The sequence below is a fragment of the Halorubrum sp. AS12 genome, assembly GCF_051122765.1.
Taxonomy (GTDB): domain Archaea; phylum Halobacteriota; class Halobacteria; order Halobacteriales; family Haloferacaceae; genus Halorubrum; species Halorubrum trapanicum.
The window spans coordinates 276,207-296,705 of sequence record NZ_CP185385.1; the positions used below are offsets into that span (position 1 = coordinate 276,207).

General features: G+C 68.7%; 17 protein-coding genes and 1 pseudogene. 13 read left to right on the forward strand and 5 right to left on the reverse strand.

Annotation, left to right across the window (positions count from 1 at the left end):
* Positions 1–26 precede the first annotated feature (26 nt).
* From acs (ACODNG_RS01415) to ACODNG_RS01450, 8 genes and pseudogenes are all read left to right on the forward strand, one after another.
* Positions 27–1,982: an acetate--CoA ligase gene (gene acs / locus ACODNG_RS01415; RefSeq protein WP_434522129.1), complete on the forward strand. Its 1,956-nt coding sequence runs from the start codon at positions 27–29 to the stop codon at positions 1,980–1,982.
* A gap of 69 nt (positions 1,983–2,051) precedes the next feature.
* Entirely contained in the window at positions 2,052–2,291 is a 240-nt protein-coding gene (locus tag ACODNG_RS01420) for a DUF2061 domain-containing protein (protein WP_209543462.1), read from the forward strand.
* 159 nt (positions 2,292–2,450) lie between these two features.
* Positions 2,451–4,235 (forward strand): annotated as a pseudogene (locus tag ACODNG_RS01425) (bacterio-opsin activator domain-containing protein).
* 96 nt (positions 4,236–4,331) lie between these two features.
* Entirely contained in the window at positions 4,332–6,326 is a 1,995-nt protein-coding gene (acs, locus tag ACODNG_RS01430; RefSeq protein WP_434522130.1) for an acetate--CoA ligase, read from the forward strand.
* Positions 6,327–6,432: 106 nt separating this feature from the next.
* On the forward strand, positions 6,433–6,912 hold the full coding sequence (locus ACODNG_RS01435) for a DUF4212 domain-containing protein (RefSeq protein ID WP_434522131.1): 480 nt from the start codon (positions 6,433–6,435) through the stop codon (positions 6,910–6,912).
* Positions 6,909–8,663: a VC_2705 family sodium/solute symporter gene (locus ACODNG_RS01440; protein ID WP_434522132.1), complete on the forward strand. Its 1,755-nt coding sequence runs from the start codon at positions 6,909–6,911 to the stop codon at positions 8,661–8,663. The genes ACODNG_RS01435 and ACODNG_RS01440 overlap by 4 nt, the downstream gene beginning before the upstream one ends.
* A complete protein-coding gene (locus ACODNG_RS01445; RefSeq protein WP_434522133.1) occupies positions 8,663–9,124 on the forward strand; it encodes a universal stress protein in 462 nt (153 codons plus the stop codon). The genes ACODNG_RS01440 and ACODNG_RS01445 overlap by 1 nt, the downstream gene beginning before the upstream one ends.
* A gap of 106 nt (positions 9,125–9,230) precedes the next feature.
* Complete coding sequence (locus ACODNG_RS01450) at positions 9,231–9,506, forward strand: hypothetical protein (protein ID WP_434522134.1); 276 nt, start codon at positions 9,231–9,233, stop codon at positions 9,504–9,506.
* 32 nt (positions 9,507–9,538) lie between these two features.
* Here ACODNG_RS01450 and ACODNG_RS01455 read toward each other — a convergent pair whose 3' ends face one another.
* Both ACODNG_RS01455 and ACODNG_RS01460 read right to left on the reverse strand, forming a co-directional pair.
* A complete protein-coding gene (locus ACODNG_RS01455; protein ID WP_434522135.1) occupies positions 9,539–10,195 on the reverse strand; it encodes an NAD-dependent epimerase/dehydratase family protein in 657 nt (218 codons plus the stop codon).
* 79 nt (positions 10,196–10,274) lie between these two features.
* Positions 10,275–12,950 (reverse strand): heavy metal translocating P-type ATPase, encoded by a 2,676-nt coding sequence (locus ACODNG_RS01460; RefSeq protein ID WP_434522136.1) that lies wholly within the window; start codon positions 12,948–12,950, stop codon positions 10,275–10,277.
* A 180-nt stretch (positions 12,951–13,130) separates the two neighbouring features.
* Between ACODNG_RS01460 and ACODNG_RS01465 the strand changes: the two genes are divergently transcribed.
* Both ACODNG_RS01465 and ACODNG_RS01470 read left to right on the forward strand, forming a co-directional pair.
* Positions 13,131–13,325 carry a cold-shock protein gene (locus tag ACODNG_RS01465; RefSeq protein ID WP_004045866.1) on the forward strand — a complete coding sequence of 65 codons (195 nt, stop codon included), beginning with the start codon at positions 13,131–13,133 and terminating at the stop codon, positions 13,323–13,325.
* Between the two features lie 117 nt (positions 13,326–13,442).
* Positions 13,443–13,619 (forward strand): hypothetical protein, encoded by a 177-nt coding sequence (locus tag ACODNG_RS01470; protein WP_434523117.1) that lies wholly within the window; start codon positions 13,443–13,445, stop codon positions 13,617–13,619.
* A 13-nt stretch (positions 13,620–13,632) separates the two neighbouring features.
* Here ACODNG_RS01470 and ACODNG_RS01475 read toward each other — a convergent pair whose 3' ends face one another.
* Positions 13,633–14,610, reverse strand: a complete 978-nt coding sequence (locus ACODNG_RS01475; RefSeq protein ID WP_434522137.1) for an oxidoreductase — start codon at positions 14,608–14,610, stop codon at positions 13,633–13,635.
* Positions 14,611–14,780: 170 nt separating this feature from the next.
* Here ACODNG_RS01475 and ACODNG_RS01480 point away from each other — a divergent pair, with 170 nt between their 5' ends.
* Entirely contained in the window at positions 14,781–17,249 is a 2,469-nt protein-coding gene (locus ACODNG_RS01480) for a DNA topoisomerase VI subunit B (protein WP_434523041.1), read from the forward strand.
* Positions 17,250–18,335: a DNA topoisomerase IV subunit A gene (locus ACODNG_RS01485; RefSeq protein ID WP_434522138.1), complete on the forward strand. Its 1,086-nt coding sequence runs from the start codon at positions 17,250–17,252 to the stop codon at positions 18,333–18,335.
* 32 nt (positions 18,336–18,367) lie between these two features.
* Here ACODNG_RS01485 and ACODNG_RS01490 read toward each other — a convergent pair whose 3' ends face one another.
* Positions 18,368–18,604 carry a CDGSH iron-sulfur domain-containing protein gene (locus tag ACODNG_RS01490; protein WP_434522139.1) on the reverse strand — a complete coding sequence of 79 codons (237 nt, stop codon included), beginning with the start codon at positions 18,602–18,604 and terminating at the stop codon, positions 18,368–18,370.
* 96 nt (positions 18,605–18,700) lie between these two features.
* On the opposite strand from ACODNG_RS01490, the gene msrB reads away from it, so the two are divergent.
* Positions 18,701–19,138, forward strand: coding sequence for a peptide-methionine (R)-S-oxide reductase MsrB (gene msrB, locus ACODNG_RS01495; protein ID WP_434522140.1), 438 nt, complete (start codon positions 18,701–18,703; stop codon positions 19,136–19,138).
* A gap of 559 nt (positions 19,139–19,697) precedes the next feature.
* Here the strand turns inward: msrB and ACODNG_RS01500 are convergent.
* The gene (locus tag ACODNG_RS01500; protein ID WP_434522141.1) at positions 19,698–20,474 is read right to left on the reverse strand and encodes a sensor histidine kinase; all 777 of its coding nucleotides are present in this window, start codon (positions 20,472–20,474) and stop codon (positions 19,698–19,700) included.
* Positions 20,475–20,499: the final 25 nt, after the last annotated feature.

The following is a 20,499-nucleotide window of genomic DNA, read 5'->3' on the forward strand; positions in this document are numbered from 1 at the left end:
CATTTCTCCGCGGGTCATAGCGTGTTATGGACGACTCCGGGGGCGACGGTCGGCTCGTCGACGGCGACGAGGACGTCGTCCCGCCGCCGGCCGACTTCCGGAAGCGAGCGGCCGCGAGCGACCCCGCGGTGTACGAGCGCTTCGACCGCGAGGGACCGGCGGCGTGGCGCGCGGCCGCCGACCTCCTGACGTGGGAGCGTGAGTACGAGACGGTCCTCGACGACTCCGAGCCGCCCTTCTACGAGTGGTTCCCGGACGGGCGGCTCAACGCCGCGGCGAACTGCGTCGACCGCCACCTCGACGAGCGGCGGAACCAGCTCGCGATCCGGTGGTTCGGGAAGCGCGGCGAGCGCCGGTCGTACACCTACCTCGACCTCCACCGCGAGGTGAACGCGCTCGCGGCCGGACTCCGCGACCTCGGCGTCGAGGAGGATGACGTGGTGACGCTGTACCTGCCGATGATCCCGGAGCTACCGATCGCGATGCTGGCGTGCGCCCGGATCGGCGCGCCGCACAACGTCGTGTTCGCGGGGCTGTCCGCGGAGGCGCTCTCGACGCGGATCGACGCGGCCGACTCCGAGTTCCTGATCACCTGCGACGGCTACTACCGTCGGGAGGACGCCTTCAACCAGAAGTCGAAGGCGGACAACGCTCGGATCCGCGCCGAGGAGGAGCTGTCGGCCGCGGTCGTCGTCGACCGCCTCGGCGACGAGCTATCGGTCTCGCTGGGCGACGACGAGCGGGAGTACGACGCGCTGGTCGACGCGCACGACGGCGAGACGGTCGAGCCGGTCGCCCGCGACGCGACGGACCTGCTGTTCGTGATGTACACCTCCGGGACGACCGGGCGGCCGAAGGGAGTCGAACACGCGACGGGCGGCTACCTCGCGCACGTCGCGTGGACGACGCGGAACGTCCTCGACGTGCGTCCCGACGACACCTACTGGTGCGCCGCCGACATCGGCTGGATCACCGGCCACTCCTACGGGGTGTACGGTCCCCTCTCCGTCGGAACCACGAGCGTGCTCTACGAGGGCTCGCCCGATTACCCCGACCGCGACCGCGTCTGGGACCTGATCGAGCGCAACGCGGTGAGCGTCTTCTACACCTCGCCGACCGCGATCCGGTCGTTCATGAAGTGGGGCGCGGAGTACCCCGAGTCCCACGACCTCTCGTCGATCCGGCTGCTGGGGACGGTCGGCGAGTCGATCACGCCGAAGGCGTGGCGCTGGTACCGCGAGCACGTCGGCGGCGGCGACGCGCCCGTCGTCGACACGTGGTGGCAGACCGAGACCGGAGCCATCGCGCTCGCGACGCTGCCGGGCGTCGCGCCGATGAAACCGGGGAAGGTCGGCCCGCCGCTCCCGGGTATCGACGCCCGCGTCGTCGACGAGGACGGCGAGGAGGTCGAACCCGGCGAGTCCGGCTACCTCACGCTCGCGTCGCCGTGGCCCGGGATGCTCCGCGGGCTCCGCGAGGGCGACGAGCGCTACCTGCGGGAGTACTGGCTGAAGGGGGACGACGGCTGGCGCTACCGGACCGGCGACGGCGCGGCCGTCGACGAGGAGGGCTACGTCACGATCCTCGGGCGCGTCGACGACGTGATCAACGTCCGCGCCCAGCGGTTCAACACCGGCGAACTGGAGGCGGCCATCGTCGACGCCGCGGGCGTGACCGAGGCCGCGGTCGTCGGCGACGGCGACGGGCACATCGTCGCGTACGTGACGACCAAAAGCAGCGTCGAGCCGGACGGGACCCTCCGAAACGCCATCGCGGACCGGCTGGCGAGCGCCGTCGGCGACGTGGCCCGGCCCGACCGGGTCGTCTTCACCCCGGAACTCCCGAAGACCCGTTCGGGGAAGATCATGCGGCGACTGCTGGAAGACATCGCTCGCGGCGAGGAGTTCGGCGACGTGAGCGCGCTCCGCAACCCGGAGGTCGTGGGCGAGATCGAGTCGACCGTTCGGGACGGAGGTAACTGATAGTGGTTTCTTTCTACCGTTTGGGATACGCTTTGTAGTTACTTACCGGCGGCGACCGAAAGCAGTGGTATGAACACGAGCGTCTTCTCGCGGGACGCGGTCCACGCCCGCCGCCGTGCGGTCGTCAAGACCCTCTGCTACCGGGCGTTGATGGTGACGATCACGGTCCTGGTCGCGTGGCTCGTCGTGGGCGACGCCGGTCAGGCGGCGAGCATCGGTGTCGTAACCAACGCCGTAAAGACGCTCACTTACTACGGCTACGAGCGTCTGTGGGACCACGTGGCTTGGGGCGTTGGCGCCTCCGGCTGACCGCGCCGATCGTTTCGGAAACTGATACAGAGACGAAACAGATCGATCGGAAAGCGAGCTCGATCGGGAGACAGCTCGTGACATCGTGCCGGACTCCGCCGTAGACGGGTCATCTTCCGGAACAGTTTTGTTTCGGGTGCTTGTTGAGTTCCGAAACGAATGGTCGACGGTCTCGACGCGGACGCCTACGACGCGCTCGTCACCGCCGCGGAGACGTATCGCGCGGCGCTTGTCGTCAGGCTGGCGGGCGAGGCCGGACTCCGAACCGAGGAGATCACCTGCGTCGCCCCGCGACACCTGCGCGAGGCGGAGTCGGTCGCGAGCGCTCGGATCCTCGCGGTGCCCGCGACCGACGGCGACGAAAGCGCAGGCGCGGAGTCGACCCTGTCCGGGGGAACCGATCGACCGAGAGACCGTCGTACCGGCCTCTCTGGCCGCCGATCTCGACCGATACGCGACGAGCGAGGGTCTCGACGACGACGACCCGTACGTCGACGTCTCGCCCCGTCGGGTCCAGATGATCGTGAGCGAGACGGCGGCACGGGCGGCCGGTCTCACCGACGCCGCGCTCGACGAGCGGATCACACCCAGCGTCCTCCGGAAGACGTTCGCTCGCCGGATGCTCGTCAAGCGCGGCGTCGACCCGCGGGCGGTCCGCGACGCGGGCGGCTGGGAGTCGCTCGGCACGCTCGACGGCTACCTCGACCCGCTCGACGGGGAGGCGCTCGCGGCCGCGATAGCCGGTGAGGAGGACGCCGAGGGCGCGCCGGCGGAGCGGACCGGTACGACCGTCTTACCGGGGTTCGAGGCGCTCGCGGAACCCGGATCGGCGGATCCCGTCACGGCGGTTCCCGCGGGCTTAATCGAGACCGACCGCTGGGCCGAGGCCTGGGTCGTCCGCCGGGCGGTCGGGGGCGAGCGGGCCGACGTGGCCGCGACCGCGGGCGTCGACCGAGAGACCCTCGCGGACCGGGGCGCGACTGCCGAGGGACCGTGGTCGGACGCGATAGCGGACCGCACGCCGGCCGCGACCGACGGCAGCCAAGCGACGGGGGGCGGCCGGCGGTTGCGGTGCCGGCGGTCTACGAGGGCGTCGTTCACGGGGCGCTCTGCGTCGTCGCGGCGGACGACGATCCGGCGGACGAGACCGAGCGACGGGCCCTCGCCGCCCTCGGCCGGTGTCTCGGGCGGGCGATCACCGCGGACCGGTGGCGGGAGCTGCTCCACTCGGACGCGGTCACCGAAGTCGAGTTCCACACGACCGACGAGGGGGCGTTCCTCGCCCGCGCGAGCGAGCGACTGGGCTGCCGGATCGAGCTGGCGTCGACCGTCGACGTCGACGACGACGTCTCCCGCGCGTACCTCTCCGTGGAGGGCGCCCGCCCGCAGGACTTCGCGGCCGTCGTCGGGGAGGTGGACGGCGTCTCCGACTTCCGGGTGATCGAGACGCGCGAGGACGGGTGTTCCGCGTCGCTGCGCCTCGCCGACGGGTCGCTGGTGCGGGCGCTCGTCGACCACGGCGCGACGGTCCGCGACGCGTCCGCCGCCGACGGCCGGGTCCGCGTCGTCGCCGACTTCCCCGAGGGGACGAACGTCAGGCCCGTCGCCGACGGCCTCCGCGACCGCTTCGCCGACGTCCGACTCGCCAGCAAGGAGTCCGTCGCGCGCTCGCCGCGGGCGGAGTCGTCGCTGCGGGACGGGGTCGCCGACCGGTTCACGGACCGCCAGTGGGCCGCGCTGTCCGCGGCGTACCACGGCGGCTACTTCGACTGGCCGCGCGGGAGCACGGCCGAGGAGGTGGCCGACGCGATGGGCGTCTCGTCCCCGACGTTCCACAACCACCTCCGGAAGGCCCAGCGCGCCCTGCTCGACGGCGTCTTCGAGGAGGGGGCGGAGCGGTCGGTCCGCGAGGGCGAGGAGCGGGCGGTCCGCACCGACGGGTGAGCGCGGCGAGCCGGCGAGACCGGCGGCAGTCTATCACGATTTTTCGTATTTAGCGCCAGCGTTTATATGGCGATATCGGTTGGATAGGACCGTACCATGACAGAGGGAGACGGCCAACTGGAAGCGAGGCTGGCGGAACAGGAGGTATTCGAGCCGTCGGAGTCGTTCGTCGAGCAGGCGAACGTCTCCGACCCGGAGATATACGAGGAGTTCGAGGAGAACTGGCCCGAGTGCTGGGAGACGGCCGCCGACCTGCTGGAGTGGGAAACGGAGTACGACCAGGTGCTCGACGACGAGAACCCGCCCTTCTACGAGTGGTTCACGGGCGGCGAGCTGAACGCGTCCGCGAACTGCCTCGACCGACACCTCGACGAGCGCGGCGACGAGGCCGCCATCGAGTGGGTGGGCGAGCCGGTCGACGAGGACGACCGCACGTACACGTACGAGGAGCTTCACCGCGAGGTGAACGAGTTCGCGGCCGCGCTCCGGGCGCAGGGCGTCGAGGAGGACGACGTGGTGACGATGTACATGCCGATGATCCCGGAACTGCCGATCGCGATGCTGGCGTGTGCGCGCATCGGCGCGCCCCACAGCGTCGTGTTCGCCGGGTTCTCGGCCGACGCGCTCGCGACGCGGATGAACTCCGCGGAGTCGGAGCACCTCGTCACCTGCGACGGCTACTACCGCCGCGGCGACCCGCTCGACCACCTCGACAAGGCGAACGAGGGGCTTGCGGGCGTCGAGCACGACACGACCACGGTCGTCGTCGACCGGCTCGGGCCGAACGGCGACGACTTTGGTCACGAACTCGGCGACGACCAGATCGACTACGGTGACCTCGTGGCCGAACACGAGGGCGCCGAGGTCGAACCGGTCACGCGCGACGCCGAGGACATGCTGTTCCTGATGTATACCTCGGGGACGACCGGGGAGCCGAAGGGCGTGAAACACACGACCGGCGGCTACCTCTCGTGGGTGTCGTGGACCTCGCAGTCGGTCCTCGACATCAAGCCGGATGACACGTACTTCTGTTCGGCCGACATCGGCTGGATCACGGGGCACTCCTACATCGTCTACGGGCCGCTCGCGCTCGGCACCACGACGATGATGTACGAGGGAACCCCGGATCACCCGGAGCGCGACCGCCTCTGGGAGATCGTCGAGGAGCACGAGGCAACCCAGCTGTACACCGCTCCGACCGCGATTCGGGCGTTCATGAAGTGGGGTGCGGAGTTCCCGGACCGCCACGACCTCTCGTCGCTGCGGCTGCTCGGCACGGTGGGCGAGCCGATCAACCCGCGCGCGTGGAAGTGGTACTACAAGCACATCGGCGACGAGGAGTGTCCCGTCGTCGACACGTGGTGGCAGACCGAGACCGGCGGGATGATGGTGACCACGCTGCCCGGGGTGAAGGACATGAAACCCGGAGCGGCCGGACCGCCGCTGCCGGGACTCGACGTCCAGATCCTCGACACGCTGGGCGACGAGGTGGAGCCGGGGAAGGCGGGCTACCTCACGGTGGAGAAGCCGTGGCCCGGCATGCTCCGGACGCTGTACAACAACGACGAGCGCTACATCGAGGAGTACTGGGCGGAGTACTCCGACACCGACAGCGACGACCCCGACGACTGGGTGTACTTCCCGGAGGACGGCGCGAAGATCGACGAGGACGGCTACATCACCGTCCTCGGGCGCGTGGACGACGTGCTCAACGTCTCCGGCCACCGGCTGGGGACGATGGAGATCGAGTCCGCCATCGTCGGCGTCGAGGGCGTCGCGGAGGCCGCCGTCGTCGGCGGGAACCACGACATCAAAGGCGAGGCGGTGTACGCCTACGTGACGACCGAGGACGGCTACGAGGGCAACGACGAGCTCCGCGAGGCGATCGTCGCGGGCGTCGAGGACGCGATCGGTCCGATCGCGCGGCCCGAGCAGGTCGTGTTCACCCCCGACCTGCCGAAGACCCGGTCCGGGAAGATCATGCGTCGCCTGCTGGAGAACATCGCTGACGGCGAGGAGATCGGGAACACGAGCACGCTTCGGAACCCCGAGATCGTCGAGGAGATCCAACAGAAGGCCGACGCCGAGTAACGCTCGGCGAACCGTTTTCGATCCGTTCCACTCACGACCACGACGGACGACACGACGACAAACATCACGAAAATACAATACAAACGAACCCGACACACACCAAAACATGACAGATAATACCTCACGCGAACGAGACGACGCGGCGACTGATGGTGGCCGCGAAACAAACGACGTGGCCACTGACGGTGGCCGCGCAACCGACGACGCGGCCACCGACGGCGGCGTCGCCTCCACGGGAGCCGCACAGGCGCACAACGACACCGACTACCTCGGAGCGGAGGTGAATATCCTGAGTCCGAGCACGCCGTACATGCGCGACCACCTCCGGATCGTCTGGACGGGATTCGCCATCTGGGTCCTCGCAGTGTGGGGACCGGTGACTCTGACGCGGCTCGCGCCCGGTCCGATGACGCAGACGATGCCGATCTTAGGCTTCCCGCTCCACTACTTCCTCGTCGCGTTCGGCGCGCCGACCAGCGCGCTAATCTTAGCGTTCTGGTACTCGCGAAAGCGGGACGCGCTCGACGACAAGTACGGTATCGAGCACACTGACGTCGCCGCGACCGACGGAGGGGTCGACGAATGACGGGCGCTTCGCTCCTCCTACAGAGCGACCTCCTTCCGGAGTCCCTCGACATCTCGTTCAAGCTCGGTCCGTCGATCCTCGTGATCGGGATGCTGGGGCTGTTTCTCACCATCGGCTTCGTCTTCCGCGTGGCCGACACCGAGAACATGTGGGTCGCCGGTCGGTCCATCGGGAACGTCGAGAACGGGATGGCGATCGGGGCGAACTGGATGTCGGCCGCGTCGTACCTCGGCATGGCGGCGTCCATCGCGCTCGCGGGGTTCTACGGGCTGGTGTACGTCGTCGGCTGGACGACGGGGTACTTCATCCTGCTCATCTTCCTCGCCGCGCAGCTGCGCCGGTTCGGGAAGTACACGGCGCCGGACTTCGTCGGCGACCGATTCAACTCCGACACCGCACGCGCCATCGCGGCGGTGACGACGTTCCTCATCGGCTTCGTCTACGCCATCGGGCAGGCGAAGGGGATGGCGCTCGTCGGTCTGTACATCTTCGGTAACTACGGTGGTCTCATCCCCGGTCTCGACGGGTATCAGGTGATGGTCGTCGCCATGATGGTTGTCACCGTCGCCTACCTGACGCTATCCGGGATGCTGGGCGCCACGAAGAACCAGGCGGTCCAGTACGTCATCCTAATCTTAGCGTTCGTCGTCGGGCTGTTCGTCGTCGGCTACACCAACGGCTACTCGACGGTGCTGCCGCAGCTCGAGTACGGCGCGCTGATCAGTCAGCTCGGCAGCGAGTTCTCCGAGCCGTTCGCCTCGTCGAGCTACTACCTCTGGGTCGCGACGACGTTCTCGCTCATCGTCGGCACCTGCGGGCTCCCGCACGTGCTCGTCCGGTTCTACACGGTCGAAAGCGAACGGACGGCCCGCTGGTCGACGGTCTGGGGGCTGTTCTTCATCTGTATCCTCTACTGGAGCGCCCCGGCGTTCGCGGCGTTCGGGACCAGTCTCTACCCTGACCCGTACGGCGATCCCGGAATGACCAGCGCGGCCAGTGAAGTCATCGTCGTGCTGGCGGCGCAGCTGTCCGGGCTTCCGGAGTGGTTCGTCGGCATCGTCGCAGCGGGCGGTATCGCCGCGGCCATTGCGACGGTCGCCGGGCTGTTCATCGCCGGCTCCTCGGCGATCAGCCACGACATCTACACGAACATCATCAACGAGGACGCGACGCAGCGCCAGCAGATCCTCGTCGGCCGCCTCTCGATCGTCGCGCTGGGCGCGCTGACCACGCTGGCCGCGCTCAACCCCGCGTCCTCGATCGCGGCGCTCGTCGGCTACGCGTTCTCGCTCGCCGGCTCCGTCCTGTTCCCGATGTTCTTCCTCGGCATGTGGTGGGAGAACGCCAACCGACAGGGCGCGCTCGCCGGCATGACGACCGGGCTGACGCTCTGGTCGATCCCGATGATCAACCAGATCGTCCCGACGTACATCGGGTCGCTCGAGGCGCCGCTGTCGGCGGGGCTGGCGCAGTGGATGCCCGCCATCGGCTCGGCGCTCATCACGCTCCCGATCGTGTTCGCGGTCACCATCGTCGTCTCGATGGCGACCGACGAACCGTCGCTGGAGACGAAGCGGATCGTCCGGCAGTGTCACAGCCCCGAGCCGATGGGGCAGCAGGAGACCGCCGAGGACGTCGTCGCCGCTGACGGCGGTGAAGACGTTGCGACCGATGGCGGCCGCGCAGTAGACGACGCGGGCGCCGACGGGAACCGCGCAGTGGACGACGCGACCACGGAGGAGGAGCGATAATGTACGACCGAATCCTCGTACCCACTGACGGAAGCGACGTCGCGGAGGCCGCCGTCGACCACGCGCTCGACCTCGCGGCGAAGTACGGAGCCGAGGTCCACGCGCTGTACGTGGTCGACATCGACTCCGTGAACTTCAGTCTCGGGACCGAACAGGTTGACCGGCTCAAGCAGGGTCGGTTCGACGAGATGGACGAACTGAAGAATCAGGCGGACGAGGCGACCGGCGTGGTCGCCGAGCGCGGCGACGAACGCGGCGTCGACGTCGTCGAACACGTCTCGGGCGGTCGACCGCACAAGGTGATCGCCGACTACGCCGAGAACCACGACATCGACCTGATCGTGATGGGGAGTCACGGGCGCGCCGGCGTGCGCCGGGCGCTGCTCGGCAGCGTCACGGAGCGCACCCTGCGCTCGACGCACGTCCCCGTCCTCGTCGTCGACTACCTCGACGAGGACTGAGCGCCCGACGGGTCGATTTCCTCGTCGACCGACGGATCGCTTCGTCGCGCGACTGACGCCGCGCGATTCCGCAACACCGACGTAACCCCCCGCACACACTCACTTCATGCCCGACACGGACGCCGCGGAGACGCCGGACGACGAGCCGACCGACCCGAGCGTCGCCGACCGCGCCCGGCACGTGCTCAGCGAGAACGGCACCGGGATGCTCCAGGACCTGCTGTTCGCGCTCGTCTGGGTGGGGATCGCGTCGTCGCTGTACAACGTCGCCTTCTCGACGGCCCCGCAGTGGGTGCTGTACATGTTCATGGTCGCGGGGATCCCGGCGTACTTCGGCTTCTTCATCTCGCTGGAGATGGCCAAGGAGCGCAGCGCGCGCTGACGGGCTTTTACGGTCAGGTATCTCCCCGCCGCTCACCCGGCGAGGTCGCGAATGTCGGAGACGTCGAGCAGCCGCTCGCCCGGGTCCAGCGCGGCGCGGTACGTCGCGCGAGCGACGGTGTCGACGGAGAGTGGCCGCGCCTCGCCGAGCCGCGACGCGATGGGGCGCGCGCTCGCGACGAACCGGAGGACGCGGTCGGCGACGCCGGGGAGATGGGGCTGTCCCTCGCCGTACACCGGTCCCGGCCGGAGGGTGACGACGTCGAGGTCGAGGTCGGCGATGGACGCCTCGGCGCGGCGCTTGGCCGTCAGGTAGGCGTTCCGGACACCCGGCGGCTTCGCGGCCGCGGAGAGGAAGACGAACGCGTCGACGCCGGCGCGCTCGGCCTCCAGCGCCGCGAGGATCGCCGCGTCGCCGTTGACGCGCTCGAAGCTGACGCCATCGGTCGCCGCCTCGGTGAGCGTCCCGACGGAGTGGACCACGGCGTCGACGCCGTCGAGGCGGTCGCGCCACGCGTTCGGGCGGAAGAGGTCGGCGCTCGTCCACGAGACGGAATCCACCCACGCCTCGTCGACCTCGGGGCGGCCGCTCCGCGAGACGCTGCGGACCTCGTGTCCGTCGCGAACGGCGAACCGACAGACGTCACGTCCGATGAAGCCGCTGCCGCCGACGACGAGGAGGGTCGACATACGCCGGCGTACGCGCCGGGCCGTCTTGGGGCTTCGGGACGGCGGCGGGAAGCGGGCGGGAGCGGCGGTCGACTCCCGATCAGCGCCGGAGGAATCCGAGGAGCCTGTAGTCGCCGTCGGGGTCGTACCGGCGGAAGAGGAGGCTGTTCGTCAGCACGGACACCGACGAGAACGCCATCGCGCCGGCCGCGAGCACCGGCTGGAGCAGTCCCAGCGACGCGAGCGGGATCATCGCCGTGTTGTAGCCGAGCGCCCACACGAGGTTCTGTTTGATCTTCTGGAGCGTCGCGTCCGAGACGCGGATCGCCTTCACCACGTCGAGCGGGTCGTCGCGCATCAGCGTCACGTCGGCGGCCTCGATGGCCACGTCGGTGCCGGAGCCGATGGCGGTGCCGACGTACGCGACCGCGAGCGCCGGGGCGTCGTTGACGCCGTCGCCGACCATCATCGCCCGGCGCCCGTCGGCCTGGATCTCCTCGACCGCGTCGGACTTGTCCTCGGGGAGGACGCCGGCGCGAACGTTGTCGGGGGCGATCCCGACCTGCTCGGCGACCGCGCGGGCCGTGCGCTCGTTGTCGCCCGTGATCATCATCACGTCGACCCCGCGCTCGCGGAGTTCGCTCACCGCCTCTTTCGCGCTCGGCTTCACCGTGTCCGCGTCGGCGACGACGCCGAGGAGCTCCCCGTCATCCGTGCCGGCGCGAACCCGGGCGACGAGCATCGCCGTCTTCCCCTCGCTCTCTAAGCGTTCCATCGTCTCCGCGGCAGGCGAGGGGTCGATCCCGTTGTCTCGCAGCAGCTTCCGGTTGCCGACCAGCACCTCGTCGCCGTTCACGGTCGCCTTGACGCCGTGGCCGGGGACGTTCTCGAACGCCTCGGGGTCGCTGAGGTCGAGTCCGCGCGCCTCGGCGCCGTCGACGATGGCGCGGGCGAGCGGGTGTTCGCTGCCCCGCTCCGCGCTCGCGGCGAGCCGGAGAACCTCGTCCTCGTCGGCCCGAGCGGCGGTCGCGGCGGCCCCGTCCGTGTCGTCGTCCGTCGCGGCCGCGTCCTCGCCCTCGGCGAGCGCGCCGCCGTCGGGGAGCGTCCCGTCGCCGACCGCAACGACGTCCGTCAGCTCCATCTCGCCTCTCGTGAGCGTCCCCGTCTTGTCGAAGACGACGGTGTCGACGTCCTTCGCGCGTTCGAGCACGTCGCCGCCCTTGAACAGGACGCCATTCTGCGCCCCGATGGTGGTTCCGACCATCGTCGCAGCCGGGGTCGCCAGCCCGAGCGCGCAGGGACACGCGATCAGGACCGACGAGGCGAACACGACGATCGCGAACTCGAACACCGAGACGGTCCCGCCGACCGGCGCGGGACCACCCGCGACCTGGCCCCACAGCGGGAGCCAATCGACGAATGCGGCGAGCGTCTCGGGGAAGACGAACCAGACGATCCCCCACAGCAGCGCGTTCGCGATGACCGCGGGCACGAAGTACGCGGAGATCCGGTCCGCGAGGTTCTGGATCTCGGGCTGGCGGGACTGCGCCTCCTTCACCGTCTGGACGATCTGCTGGAGCGCGGTGTCCGCGCCGACCTTCGTCGCCTCGACGACGAGGAGACCGTTCTCGTTGATGGTGGAGCCGACGACCTCGTCGCCCTCGGTCTTCTCGACGGGGACGGACTCGCCGGTCACCATCGACTCGTCGACGGCGGACTGCCCCTCGACGACGACGCCGTCGGTCGGGATCTGCTCGCCGGGGCGGACCTTCATCCGGTCGCCGACCTCGACGTCGTCGATCGACACCTCCCGCTCGGTCCCGTCCTCGTCGACGAGGGTGGCGGTGTCAGCCTCCATCTCCAACAGCTTCCGGAGCGCCTCCCCGGCCTGTCCCTTCGAGCGGGCCTCGAGGTAGTTGCCGAGCGTGATGAAGACGAGGATGAGCGCGGCCGTGTCGAAGTAGACGCTCCCGGAGACCGCGTTGAGGAGGACGGCGACGGAGTAGACGTACGCCGTCGTCGAACCCAACGCGATCAGCACGTCCATGTTTGCGCGGCCGTTCGTGACGAGCGCCTTGTAGGAGTTCACGTAGAACGGCCGACCGAGCACGACCTGGACCGGCGTCGCGAGCGCGAACGCGACCCAGTGAATATCGAGACCGAAGACGCCGTCCGGCACGATAGCGCCCCCGAGGAGGAGGTTATCGACGAGGAAGAAGAGTAGGGGCGCGGAGAGCGCGGCGCCGAACAGCGTCAGTCGGCGCTGTTTACGGATCTCGGCGTTCCGGGCCGCGTCGCGCGCGCTCTCGTCGGAGTCGCCGCCCTCCCCGTCAGACTCCTCGCCGTCGCCCTCGCCCTCGCGGACCGGCGAGTAGCCCGCGTCCTCGACGGCATCGTACAGCGCCGAAAGCGACGTGTCGGCGGGATTGTACCGCACCTGCGCCTCGTCGGTCGCGTAGTTCACGTCGGCGTCAATGACGCCGGAGACGCCTTCGAGCGCCTCGCGGTTGGCGTCCGCGCAGTTCGCGCACGACATGTCGGTGATCGCGACGGTCGCGGTCTCGGAGACCGCGCCGTAGCCCGCGTCCTCGATGGCGTCGTAGATCGCCGCGAGCGAGGTCCGTTCCGGGTCGTACTCGACGGTCGCCTCGTCGGTGGCGTAGTTCGCGTCCGCCCGCGAGACCCCATCGAGCGACTCGACGGCGTCGCCGACGGTCGCCGAGCAGTTGGCGCAGCTCATCCCCGTGATGTCGAGGTGGGTGGTTCTGGTGCTCATCTTGTGTTGTACTACGGGATACTCCCTTAGTGCGTTTTCCCATTCGGAACCAAAGCCTACGCCGCCCCGTATTTTGGAATCGAAAGTGAATCCGGGGACTGACCGAATTCGGTTCGGTCTTGCCACTCGGAAGCGGCGCACACAACACTTATGACCACGTCGGGAGACGGTTAGGATGCGATGGCGACAGGCAAGGTCGACTTCTTCAACGACACCGGCGGCTACGGATTCATCGAGACTGACGACGCTGACGAGGACGTGTTCTTCCACATGGAAGACGTCGGCGGCCCGGACCTCGAGGAGGGACAGGAGGTAGAGTTCGAGATCGAGGAGGCGGACAAGGGTCCGCGCGCGACGAACCTCACTCGGCTGTAGCTCGTCCGGCGGCATCCGCTACCGACGAACTCGGACAGCTCTCGAAACGCGTTCCCGTATATTCACGCCCCGAGCGGCGGCGCCGCGGTTTTGGTCGCCGAGCGAGGAGCGTTCCGCATGGTCGCAGACGACCTCCACGAGGCTACCGACGATTCCCGCGCGGTCCGGGACGACCTCGCCGCGTTCGTCGCCGAGAACCTCGACCGCTACGCCGAGACGGGTTACCGTGCGGTCGACGTGGGCTACGCGCTGTTCGCGCACGACGATCACGTCCGGGAGGGGACGTTACACTAGCCTCCTCGAACGATCAAACCGGGAACTCGACGCCGGTCGCCTCGGTCGAGTACTCCCAGAGCTTCCGGGCGTCCTCGCGGTCGTAGGAGGCGTCGTTCGACCGGCCGACGGTCGGGTGCCCGCGCATGTTCATCAGGCCCCCCGGCTCGACGTACGCGCCGCCGTCGACGTCCGTCGTCGCCGCGTACAGCATGGGTTCGACGCCGATCGCGGCGTCCTGTCCGAGCACCAGGTTCGCGGCCTTCATCCCGACCTTCATGAGGGGGTTGCCGCTCTCCGCGGCGGTCCGCAGCTGGAGGTTCGTGTCCGTGTAGCCGGGGTGGCAGGCGACGCTGCGGATCCCCGGGTCGTCGCTCCCGTCGCTCCCGTCGCTCTCGTCGCCCGCCGCGTCGAGGCGGCGCTGGAGCTCGTAGGCGAAAAGCAGGTTCGACAGCTTGCTGCGCCCGTACGCCTTCCACTTGCCGTACGAGTTCTCCCAGTTGAGGTCGGAGAAGTCCATCTCGCCCTGCTCGTGGGCGCCCGACGACTGCGTGACGACGCGCGCGTCGCCGTCGATCCCTTCGGCCTTTTCGAGGAGGTCGAACAGCCGCCCGGTGAGCGCGAAGTGGCCGAGGTGGTTGACGCCGAACTGCGTCTCGAAGCCGTCCTCGGTCTCGCTCCGCGGGATCGCCATCACGCCGGCGTTGTTACAGAGCGCGTCGACCGCATCGTAGTCGTCGCTCAGGTCGTCTGCGAACGCCTCCACCGAGTCGAGGGAGGCGAGGTCGCACTCGCGGACGTCGAGGTCGCCGTCGACCGCGCCCCCCGCGTCGGCGCGGAGCTCGCTGGCCGCCGCCTCGGCGCGCTCGACGCTCCGGCACGCCATCACGACGGTCGCGCCCCGGGCGGCGAACGCGCGGGTCCCCTCGAACCCCAGCCCGCTGTTCGCACCCGTGACGACGACCGTCTTCCCGTCCAGCCGCGGCATCTCTTTGGCCGTCCACTCTGTCATAGGGTACAGAAGGGGCGTCACGGGGAGAAACCTGTCGGCGGGATCGGACGTTGCCTTTTCGTGCGACACACTCTCGAACAGGGCGACGAGACGCCGTCTGACGCGGAGATACACTTTCACCGCGCCGCCGGTGCGTTTTTAGGTGCCTCGGAGGTAGGATGGAGTACCGAATGACGTCCTTCCAGTCGACGATCGGCGACGAGGAGGGGATCGCGGAGGAGCTGGCCGAGGGCCAGCGCGAGATCTCCATCGCCGAGTTCTTCGAGAAGAACAAGCACATGCTCGGGTTCGACTCGGGCGCCCGCGGGCTCGTCACCGCCGTCAAGGAGGCGGTCGACAACGCCTTAGACGCGACCGAGGAGGCCGGTTACCTCCCCGACATCTACATCGAAATCGAGGAGGTGGGCGACTACTACCGGCTCGTCATCGAGGACAACGGGCCGGGCATCACGAAGGAACAGCTCCCGAAGGTGTTCGGGAAGCTCCTGTACGGCAGCCGGTTCCACGCCCGCGAGCAGTCCCGCGGTCAGCAGGGGATCGGGATCTCAGCGGCCGTGCTGTACTCTCAGTTGACCTCTGGCCAGCCCGCGAAGATCACCTCGCGCCCGAAGGGGCAGTCGCGGGCGCAGTACTTCGAGCTGATCATCGACACGGACACGAACGAGCCGGAGATCCAAGCCGACGAGGAGACGACGTGGGACCGTCCGCACGGCACCCGGATCGAGCTGGAGATGGAGGCGAACATGCGCGCCCGCCAACAGCTCCACGACTACGTGAAACACACCGCGGTCGTCAACCCCCACGCCCGGATCGAACTGCGCGAGCCGGGGCTCGACGAGCCGCTGAAGTTCGAGCGCGCGACCGACGAGCTGCCCGCGGAGACGAAGGAAATCCGCCCGCACCCGCACGGCGTCGAACTCGGGTCGCTGATCAAGATGCTGGAGGCGACCGAGTCGTACTCCGTGTCGGGGTTCCTCCAGGAGGAGTTCACGCGGGTCGGGAAGAAGACCGCGGACAGCGTCATCGACAACTTCCGCGATGTCTACTACGGCCGCGAGCTGTCGTGGTCGCCGCCCCGGACCCACGACGACCGCGACGTCGCGAGCGCGGTCGCGGACGCCGTCGCCAACAAGGGCAAGGACGCGACGACCGCCTTCGCCGAGGGGGTCGCCGAGACGGTTTCGAACAACGACCGCCTCACCCGGTCCGAACTCGCGGAAATCGTCGACAACACCGCGGGGACGGTCGAGGGCGACACGGGCAAGACGTTCGGCGGGACCGTCCGCGAGAACGCGGTCGACGCCGCGTGGCGGGCGGTCACTGGTCTCGGCGCCGAGGAGGACGCGGCCGCCGATCCGGGCGAGAGTGACACGGGTGACGCCGACGAGACCGAGGAGTCGCCGCTCGTCCCCGATGTCTACGCCCTCGTCGACGAGGCGACGTCGACGCGGAAGGACGACGCCGCGGTCCAGGCGATGGCAGAGGCGCTCGCGCGCCGGTTCGAGAACCTCGACGGCGACGCGTTCCGGATCACCCGCGACGACCTCGACCGCCTCGTCGCGGACGCGGCCTCGTTCGTCGCCGAGCAGCGCGACGCGACGTTCGGCGAGACGGCCCGCGAGAACGTCGTCGAGGCGTTCTGGTCGCGGGCGCGGACCGTTCCGGACGACCCGCCGAAGGTGAAGTCGATCGCGGGCGACCGCGACGCCGCCGCCGACCTGCTCGAGGCGATGCGGACGACCGACATCCTCGCGCCGCCGACCGACTGCCTCGCGCCGATCACGGCGGAGCTGGTCGAGGCCGGCCTGCGGAAGGAGTACGACGCCGACTTCTACGCGGCTGCGACCCGCGACGCCGACGTCCACGGCGGCGACCCGTTCATCGTCGAGGCCGGCATCGCCTACGGCGGGTCGATCCCGGCGGAGGGGTCGGTCGAACTGCTCCGGTTCGCGAACCGCGTCCCGCTCGTCTACCAGCGCGGCGCCTGCGCGACGACGGACGTGATCAAGAACATCGGGTGGCGCAACTACGGGCTGGACCAGCCCGGCGGCTCCGGGATGCCGAGCGGTCCCGCAGTCATCTCGATCCACGTCGCCTCCACCAACGTCCCGTTCACGAGCGAGTCGAAGGACGCGCTCGCGAACGTCCCGGAGATCGAAGACGAGATCGAGCTGGCGGTTCGGGAGGCGGCCCGCGAGCTGAAGTCGTTCCTCAACAAGCGGCGCTCGATGCAACAGCGCCGGGAGAAACAGGACGTGCTCGGCCGGATACTCCCCGAGATGGCCGACAAGGTCTCGGAGGTGACTGGACGGTCGCGCCCCGACATCGACGGGGCCTTGGCGCGGATCATGAACAACGTCAGCGTCGAGCGCGAGGTGAACGGCGAGACGGTGACGCTCGTCGTCGAGAACCACTCGGACGTGAACGAGGCGCTTGAGATCACCGACATCGTCTCGGCGGAGCCGACCGACCTCTCCGACGGGACGGTGGTGGACATGGACGGCGAGTGGTTCGTCCAGTGGAAGCCCGAGGTGCCATCGGGCGACGAGCGGGAACTGACGTACGCGGTCGACGGCGACCCCGAGTTCGAGGTCAGCGTCGGCGGCGTGGAGACGGAGAAACTCACGGTGAACGCATAAATGACGACCGAAAGCGACGCACGAGACGAGCTGATCGACCTGGCCGCCGACTTCTACGACCAGTTCGCGGCCGGGAATATCCCGGAGATGACGCTCCCCACGCGGACGAAGAGCAACATCGAGTACGACGAGGAGAGCGGCGTCTGGACCTACGGCGACCGCACCTCGACGCGTAGCGCTAACTCGGTGCGGGGCGCGCGCAAGCTGCTGAAGGCCGCCTTCACGATCGAGTTCCTTGCGAACCAGCTGGACGACGACCGCTCGTCGACGCTGCGTGAGCTGTACTACCTCTCGGAGTCGTGGGACAACGACGAGGCGCAGTTCAACAGCCAAGACGAGTCGAACGACCTCGTGGAGGACTTCGAGATCGTGACGGGCGTCACCCGCGAGGACTTCCACATGCGCCCGGAGGAGTCGGGCGCGAAGGTGATGGGACCGCTGGAGATCCGCGAGCAGACCAACCGCGGCGACCGCGAGATCCACTGTCAGCTCGACGTCGGGCAGGGGGGGTACCGAATCCCCAACAACCCGGACACCATCGAGTTCCTCGACAACGACGCCGAGTTCGTCCTCTGCGTGGAGACCGGCGGGATGCGCGACCGGCTCGTCGAGAACGGGTTCGACGAGGCGCACGACGCCCTCGTCGTCCACCTCGGCGGGCAGCCCGCGCGCGCGACGCGCCGGCTGACGAAGCGCTTCCGCGACGAGCTGGACCTCCCCGTGGTGGTGTTCACGGACGGCGACCCGTGGTCCTACCGGATCTACGGCTCCGTCGCGTACGGGTCGATCAAGTCCGCGCACCTCTCGAAGTACCTCGCGACGCCGGAGGCGCGGTTCATCGGGATCCAACCGGAGGACATCGTCGAGTACGACCTCCCCTCGGACCCGCTCTCGGACTCGGACGTGAACGCCCTCGAATCGGAGCTGGAGGACCCGCGCTTCCAGACCGACTACTGGGAAGAGCAGATCGAACTCCAGCTCGACATCGGCAAGAAGTCCGAACAGCAGTCGCTCGCGAGCCGCGGCCTCGACTTCGTCACGGACACCTACCTCCCCGAGCGGCTCGGGGAGATGGGCGTGCTGTAGGCGCGACCGCCGCTGTCGGACGGCGATCCCCGCTACTCGTCCCCGCTGTCGAGTTCGCCGATCGCGCGCCGTTCGCCGTCAGCGTCGTCGTTCGCGTACTTGTACACGACACCGTCCGCCTCGTCCGTCGTCGCGTTGTGCGACCCGTCACAGAGCGGCTTCTCGTCCGACAGGCCGCACCGACAGACGTAGATGAGGTCGTCGTCGCCCATATCCGACTCGTCGAGCACCGCCGGACCCCGCTCCTCGTGCGTGACTTCGCGCGCCATGGGGACCGATCCGGCGCGGTGGTGAAACCAGTTGGGTCGGCGGCGCGGGGGCGCGCCCGCCGCAACCCCCTTGCCCGTGGGGCGCGTATCGGTGGTATGAGCGAAACCGGCGAGCGCGACGCGGCCGACGGCTCGACGCCGACCGACCCCGACGAACTGACCGACGAGGAGTGGCGCGAACGGCTCTCCGAGGAGGAGTACCGCGTGCTCCGCGAGAGCGGCACGGAGGCGAAGTTCTCGGGCGAGTACGTCGACCACCACCCCGACGACGGGGAGTACCGCTGTCGGGCCTGTGGAACCGTCCTCTTCGAAGCCGAGACGAAGTTCGAGTCCGGCTGCGGCTGGCCCGCCTTCTACGCCGCTGAGGAGGAGTCCGTGACGACGACGGTCGACACCAGCCACGGGATGCGCCGCACCGAGGTCCGGTGCGCGAACTGCGACTCCCATCTGGGCCACGTGTTCGACGACGGTCCCGAGCCGACCGGCAAGCGGTTCTGTATCAACTCGGTCGCGATGGAGTACGACGACGAATAAATCGCTGTTAGTGACTCGGCGGTGAACACTTCCAAAGCCCCAGTCGCTCATTTATAAACAGGTCCCGGTGGATCGGCGGTGAACACCTCCAAAGCCCCAGTCGCTCATTTATAAACAGGTCCCGGTGGATCGGCGGTGAACACCTCCAAAGCCCCAGTCGCTCATTTATAAACAGGTCCCGGTGGATTGGCGGTGAACACCTCCAAAGCCCCAGTCGCTCATTTATAAACAGGTCCCGGTGGATCGGCGGTGAACACCTCCAAAGCCCCAGTCGCGAGGATAGCGCACGCTCGCTGCGGTCCTCACTCGGTCGCTCACCTCGTTCGCTCCCTCGTTGTGGTCCTTACGTCACCTGCGCTATCCTCGCGACTGCCCCTTTGAGTCCCACCCCACCGCAACCGCTCCGCAACCTCACACCTCCCCAGCCTCGTCGGCCTCCCTCCGCTTCGCTTCGGTCGGCCGACTCCCTCGCGCGTGCTGCTCGCGGCCTGTCGGCCGCTCGCAGGCACGCGCCACCGCGTTGTTCTTTATAAGTGATCAGCGTCGAGTCTGCTGATCGTCACTCCTCACAGAGCGGCAGTTGGACGACGAACACGGCGCCTTTCGGCTCGTTGTCCTCGATCCACACGTCGCCGCCGTAGATCTCGACGAGCGACCGGACCAGGTACAGCCCGATCCCGGCACCGGGGCTGTCGAGTCCCTTCTCGCCTTTGCCGAACACCTCGTCGCGCTGGTCTTCGGGGATTCCCGGCCCGTTGTCCGCGATCCGCACTTCGGCGGCGCCGTCGGCCGCCTCGACCGACGCGGACACCGTCACCTTCGGCGGGGTCTCGTCGTTGTGCTGGACCGCGTTCCGCAGGAGGTTCCGGAACACGGAGCTCAGCATCTCGTCGCCGACGACCGCCGCCTCGGGGAACGACCCCTCGACGGTGAAGACGGCCTCCGAGTAGGCGGAGCGGACCTCCTCGACCTGCTGTGAGAGGACCCGAGCGAGCGAGACGCGGCTCGGTTCGGTGTCGTCGCGGAGCATCACCTCCGCGAGGTCGCGGACGGTCGTGGTGAGCGAGACGGCGCTCTGGGTGTTCCGTTTGATCACGTCGAGGTACGCCTCCCCCTCCTCGTCGACGTGGTCGTCGAGCAGTTCGGCGTACGCCCCGACGAGCTGGAGGTCGTTGCGGATGTCGTGGCGCATCACCTGGTTCAGGAGTCGGAGGTCGTCGCGCTGGCGCTTGAGACGCTCCTCTGGGTCCACCTCGTCGCCCGGGCTGAAAATCACATCCTCGCCCGTTTCGGCGTCCGCCCCGTCGCCCGGCTCGGTGCCCGCGTGGTCGCTCATGCCGGGTGCGTACGCTCCCTCGTAG

Excerpts from the sequence above, each read along its gene's own strand:
- acs (WP_434522129.1), top strand. The coding sequence starts at position 27 with ATGGACGACTCCGGGGGCGACGGTCGGCTCGTCGACGGCGACGAGGAC.
- ACODNG_RS01420 (WP_209543462.1), top strand. The coding sequence starts at position 2,052 with ATGAACACGAGCGTCTTCTCGCGGGACGCGGTCCACGCCCGCCGCCGT.
- acs (WP_434522130.1), top strand. The coding sequence starts at position 4,332 with ATGACAGAGGGAGACGGCCAACTGGAAGCGAGGCTGGCGGAACAGGAG.
- ACODNG_RS01435 (WP_434522131.1), top strand. The coding sequence starts at position 6,433 with ATGACAGATAATACCTCACGCGAACGAGACGACGCGGCGACTGATGGT.
- ACODNG_RS01440 (WP_434522132.1), top strand. The coding sequence starts at position 6,909 with ATGACGGGCGCTTCGCTCCTCCTACAGAGCGACCTCCTTCCGGAGTCC.
- ACODNG_RS01445 (WP_434522133.1), top strand. The coding sequence starts at position 8,663 with ATGTACGACCGAATCCTCGTACCCACTGACGGAAGCGACGTCGCGGAG.
- ACODNG_RS01450 (WP_434522134.1), top strand. The coding sequence starts at position 9,231 with ATGCCCGACACGGACGCCGCGGAGACGCCGGACGACGAGCCGACCGAC.
- ACODNG_RS01455 (WP_434522135.1), bottom strand. The coding sequence starts at position 10,195 with ATGTCGACCCTCCTCGTCGTCGGCGGCAGCGGCTTCATCGGACGTGAC.
- ACODNG_RS01460 (WP_434522136.1), bottom strand. The coding sequence starts at position 12,950 with ATGAGCACCAGAACCACCCACCTCGACATCACGGGGATGAGCTGCGCC.
- ACODNG_RS01465 (WP_004045866.1), top strand. The coding sequence starts at position 13,131 with ATGGCGACAGGCAAGGTCGACTTCTTCAACGACACCGGCGGCTACGGA.
- ACODNG_RS01470 (WP_434523117.1), top strand. The coding sequence starts at position 13,443 with ATGGTCGCAGACGACCTCCACGAGGCTACCGACGATTCCCGCGCGGTC.
- ACODNG_RS01475 (WP_434522137.1), bottom strand. The coding sequence starts at position 14,610 with ATGACAGAGTGGACGGCCAAAGAGATGCCGCGGCTGGACGGGAAGACG.
- ACODNG_RS01480 (WP_434523041.1), top strand. The coding sequence starts at position 14,781 with ATGACGTCCTTCCAGTCGACGATCGGCGACGAGGAGGGGATCGCGGAG.
- ACODNG_RS01485 (WP_434522138.1), top strand. The coding sequence starts at position 17,250 with ATGACGACCGAAAGCGACGCACGAGACGAGCTGATCGACCTGGCCGCC.
- ACODNG_RS01490 (WP_434522139.1), bottom strand. The coding sequence starts at position 18,604 with ATGGCGCGCGAAGTCACGCACGAGGAGCGGGGTCCGGCGGTGCTCGAC.
- msrB (WP_434522140.1), top strand. The coding sequence starts at position 18,701 with ATGAGCGAAACCGGCGAGCGCGACGCGGCCGACGGCTCGACGCCGACC.
- ACODNG_RS01500 (WP_434522141.1), bottom strand. The coding sequence starts at position 20,474 with ATGAGCGACCACGCGGGCACCGAGCCGGGCGACGGGGCGGACGCCGAA.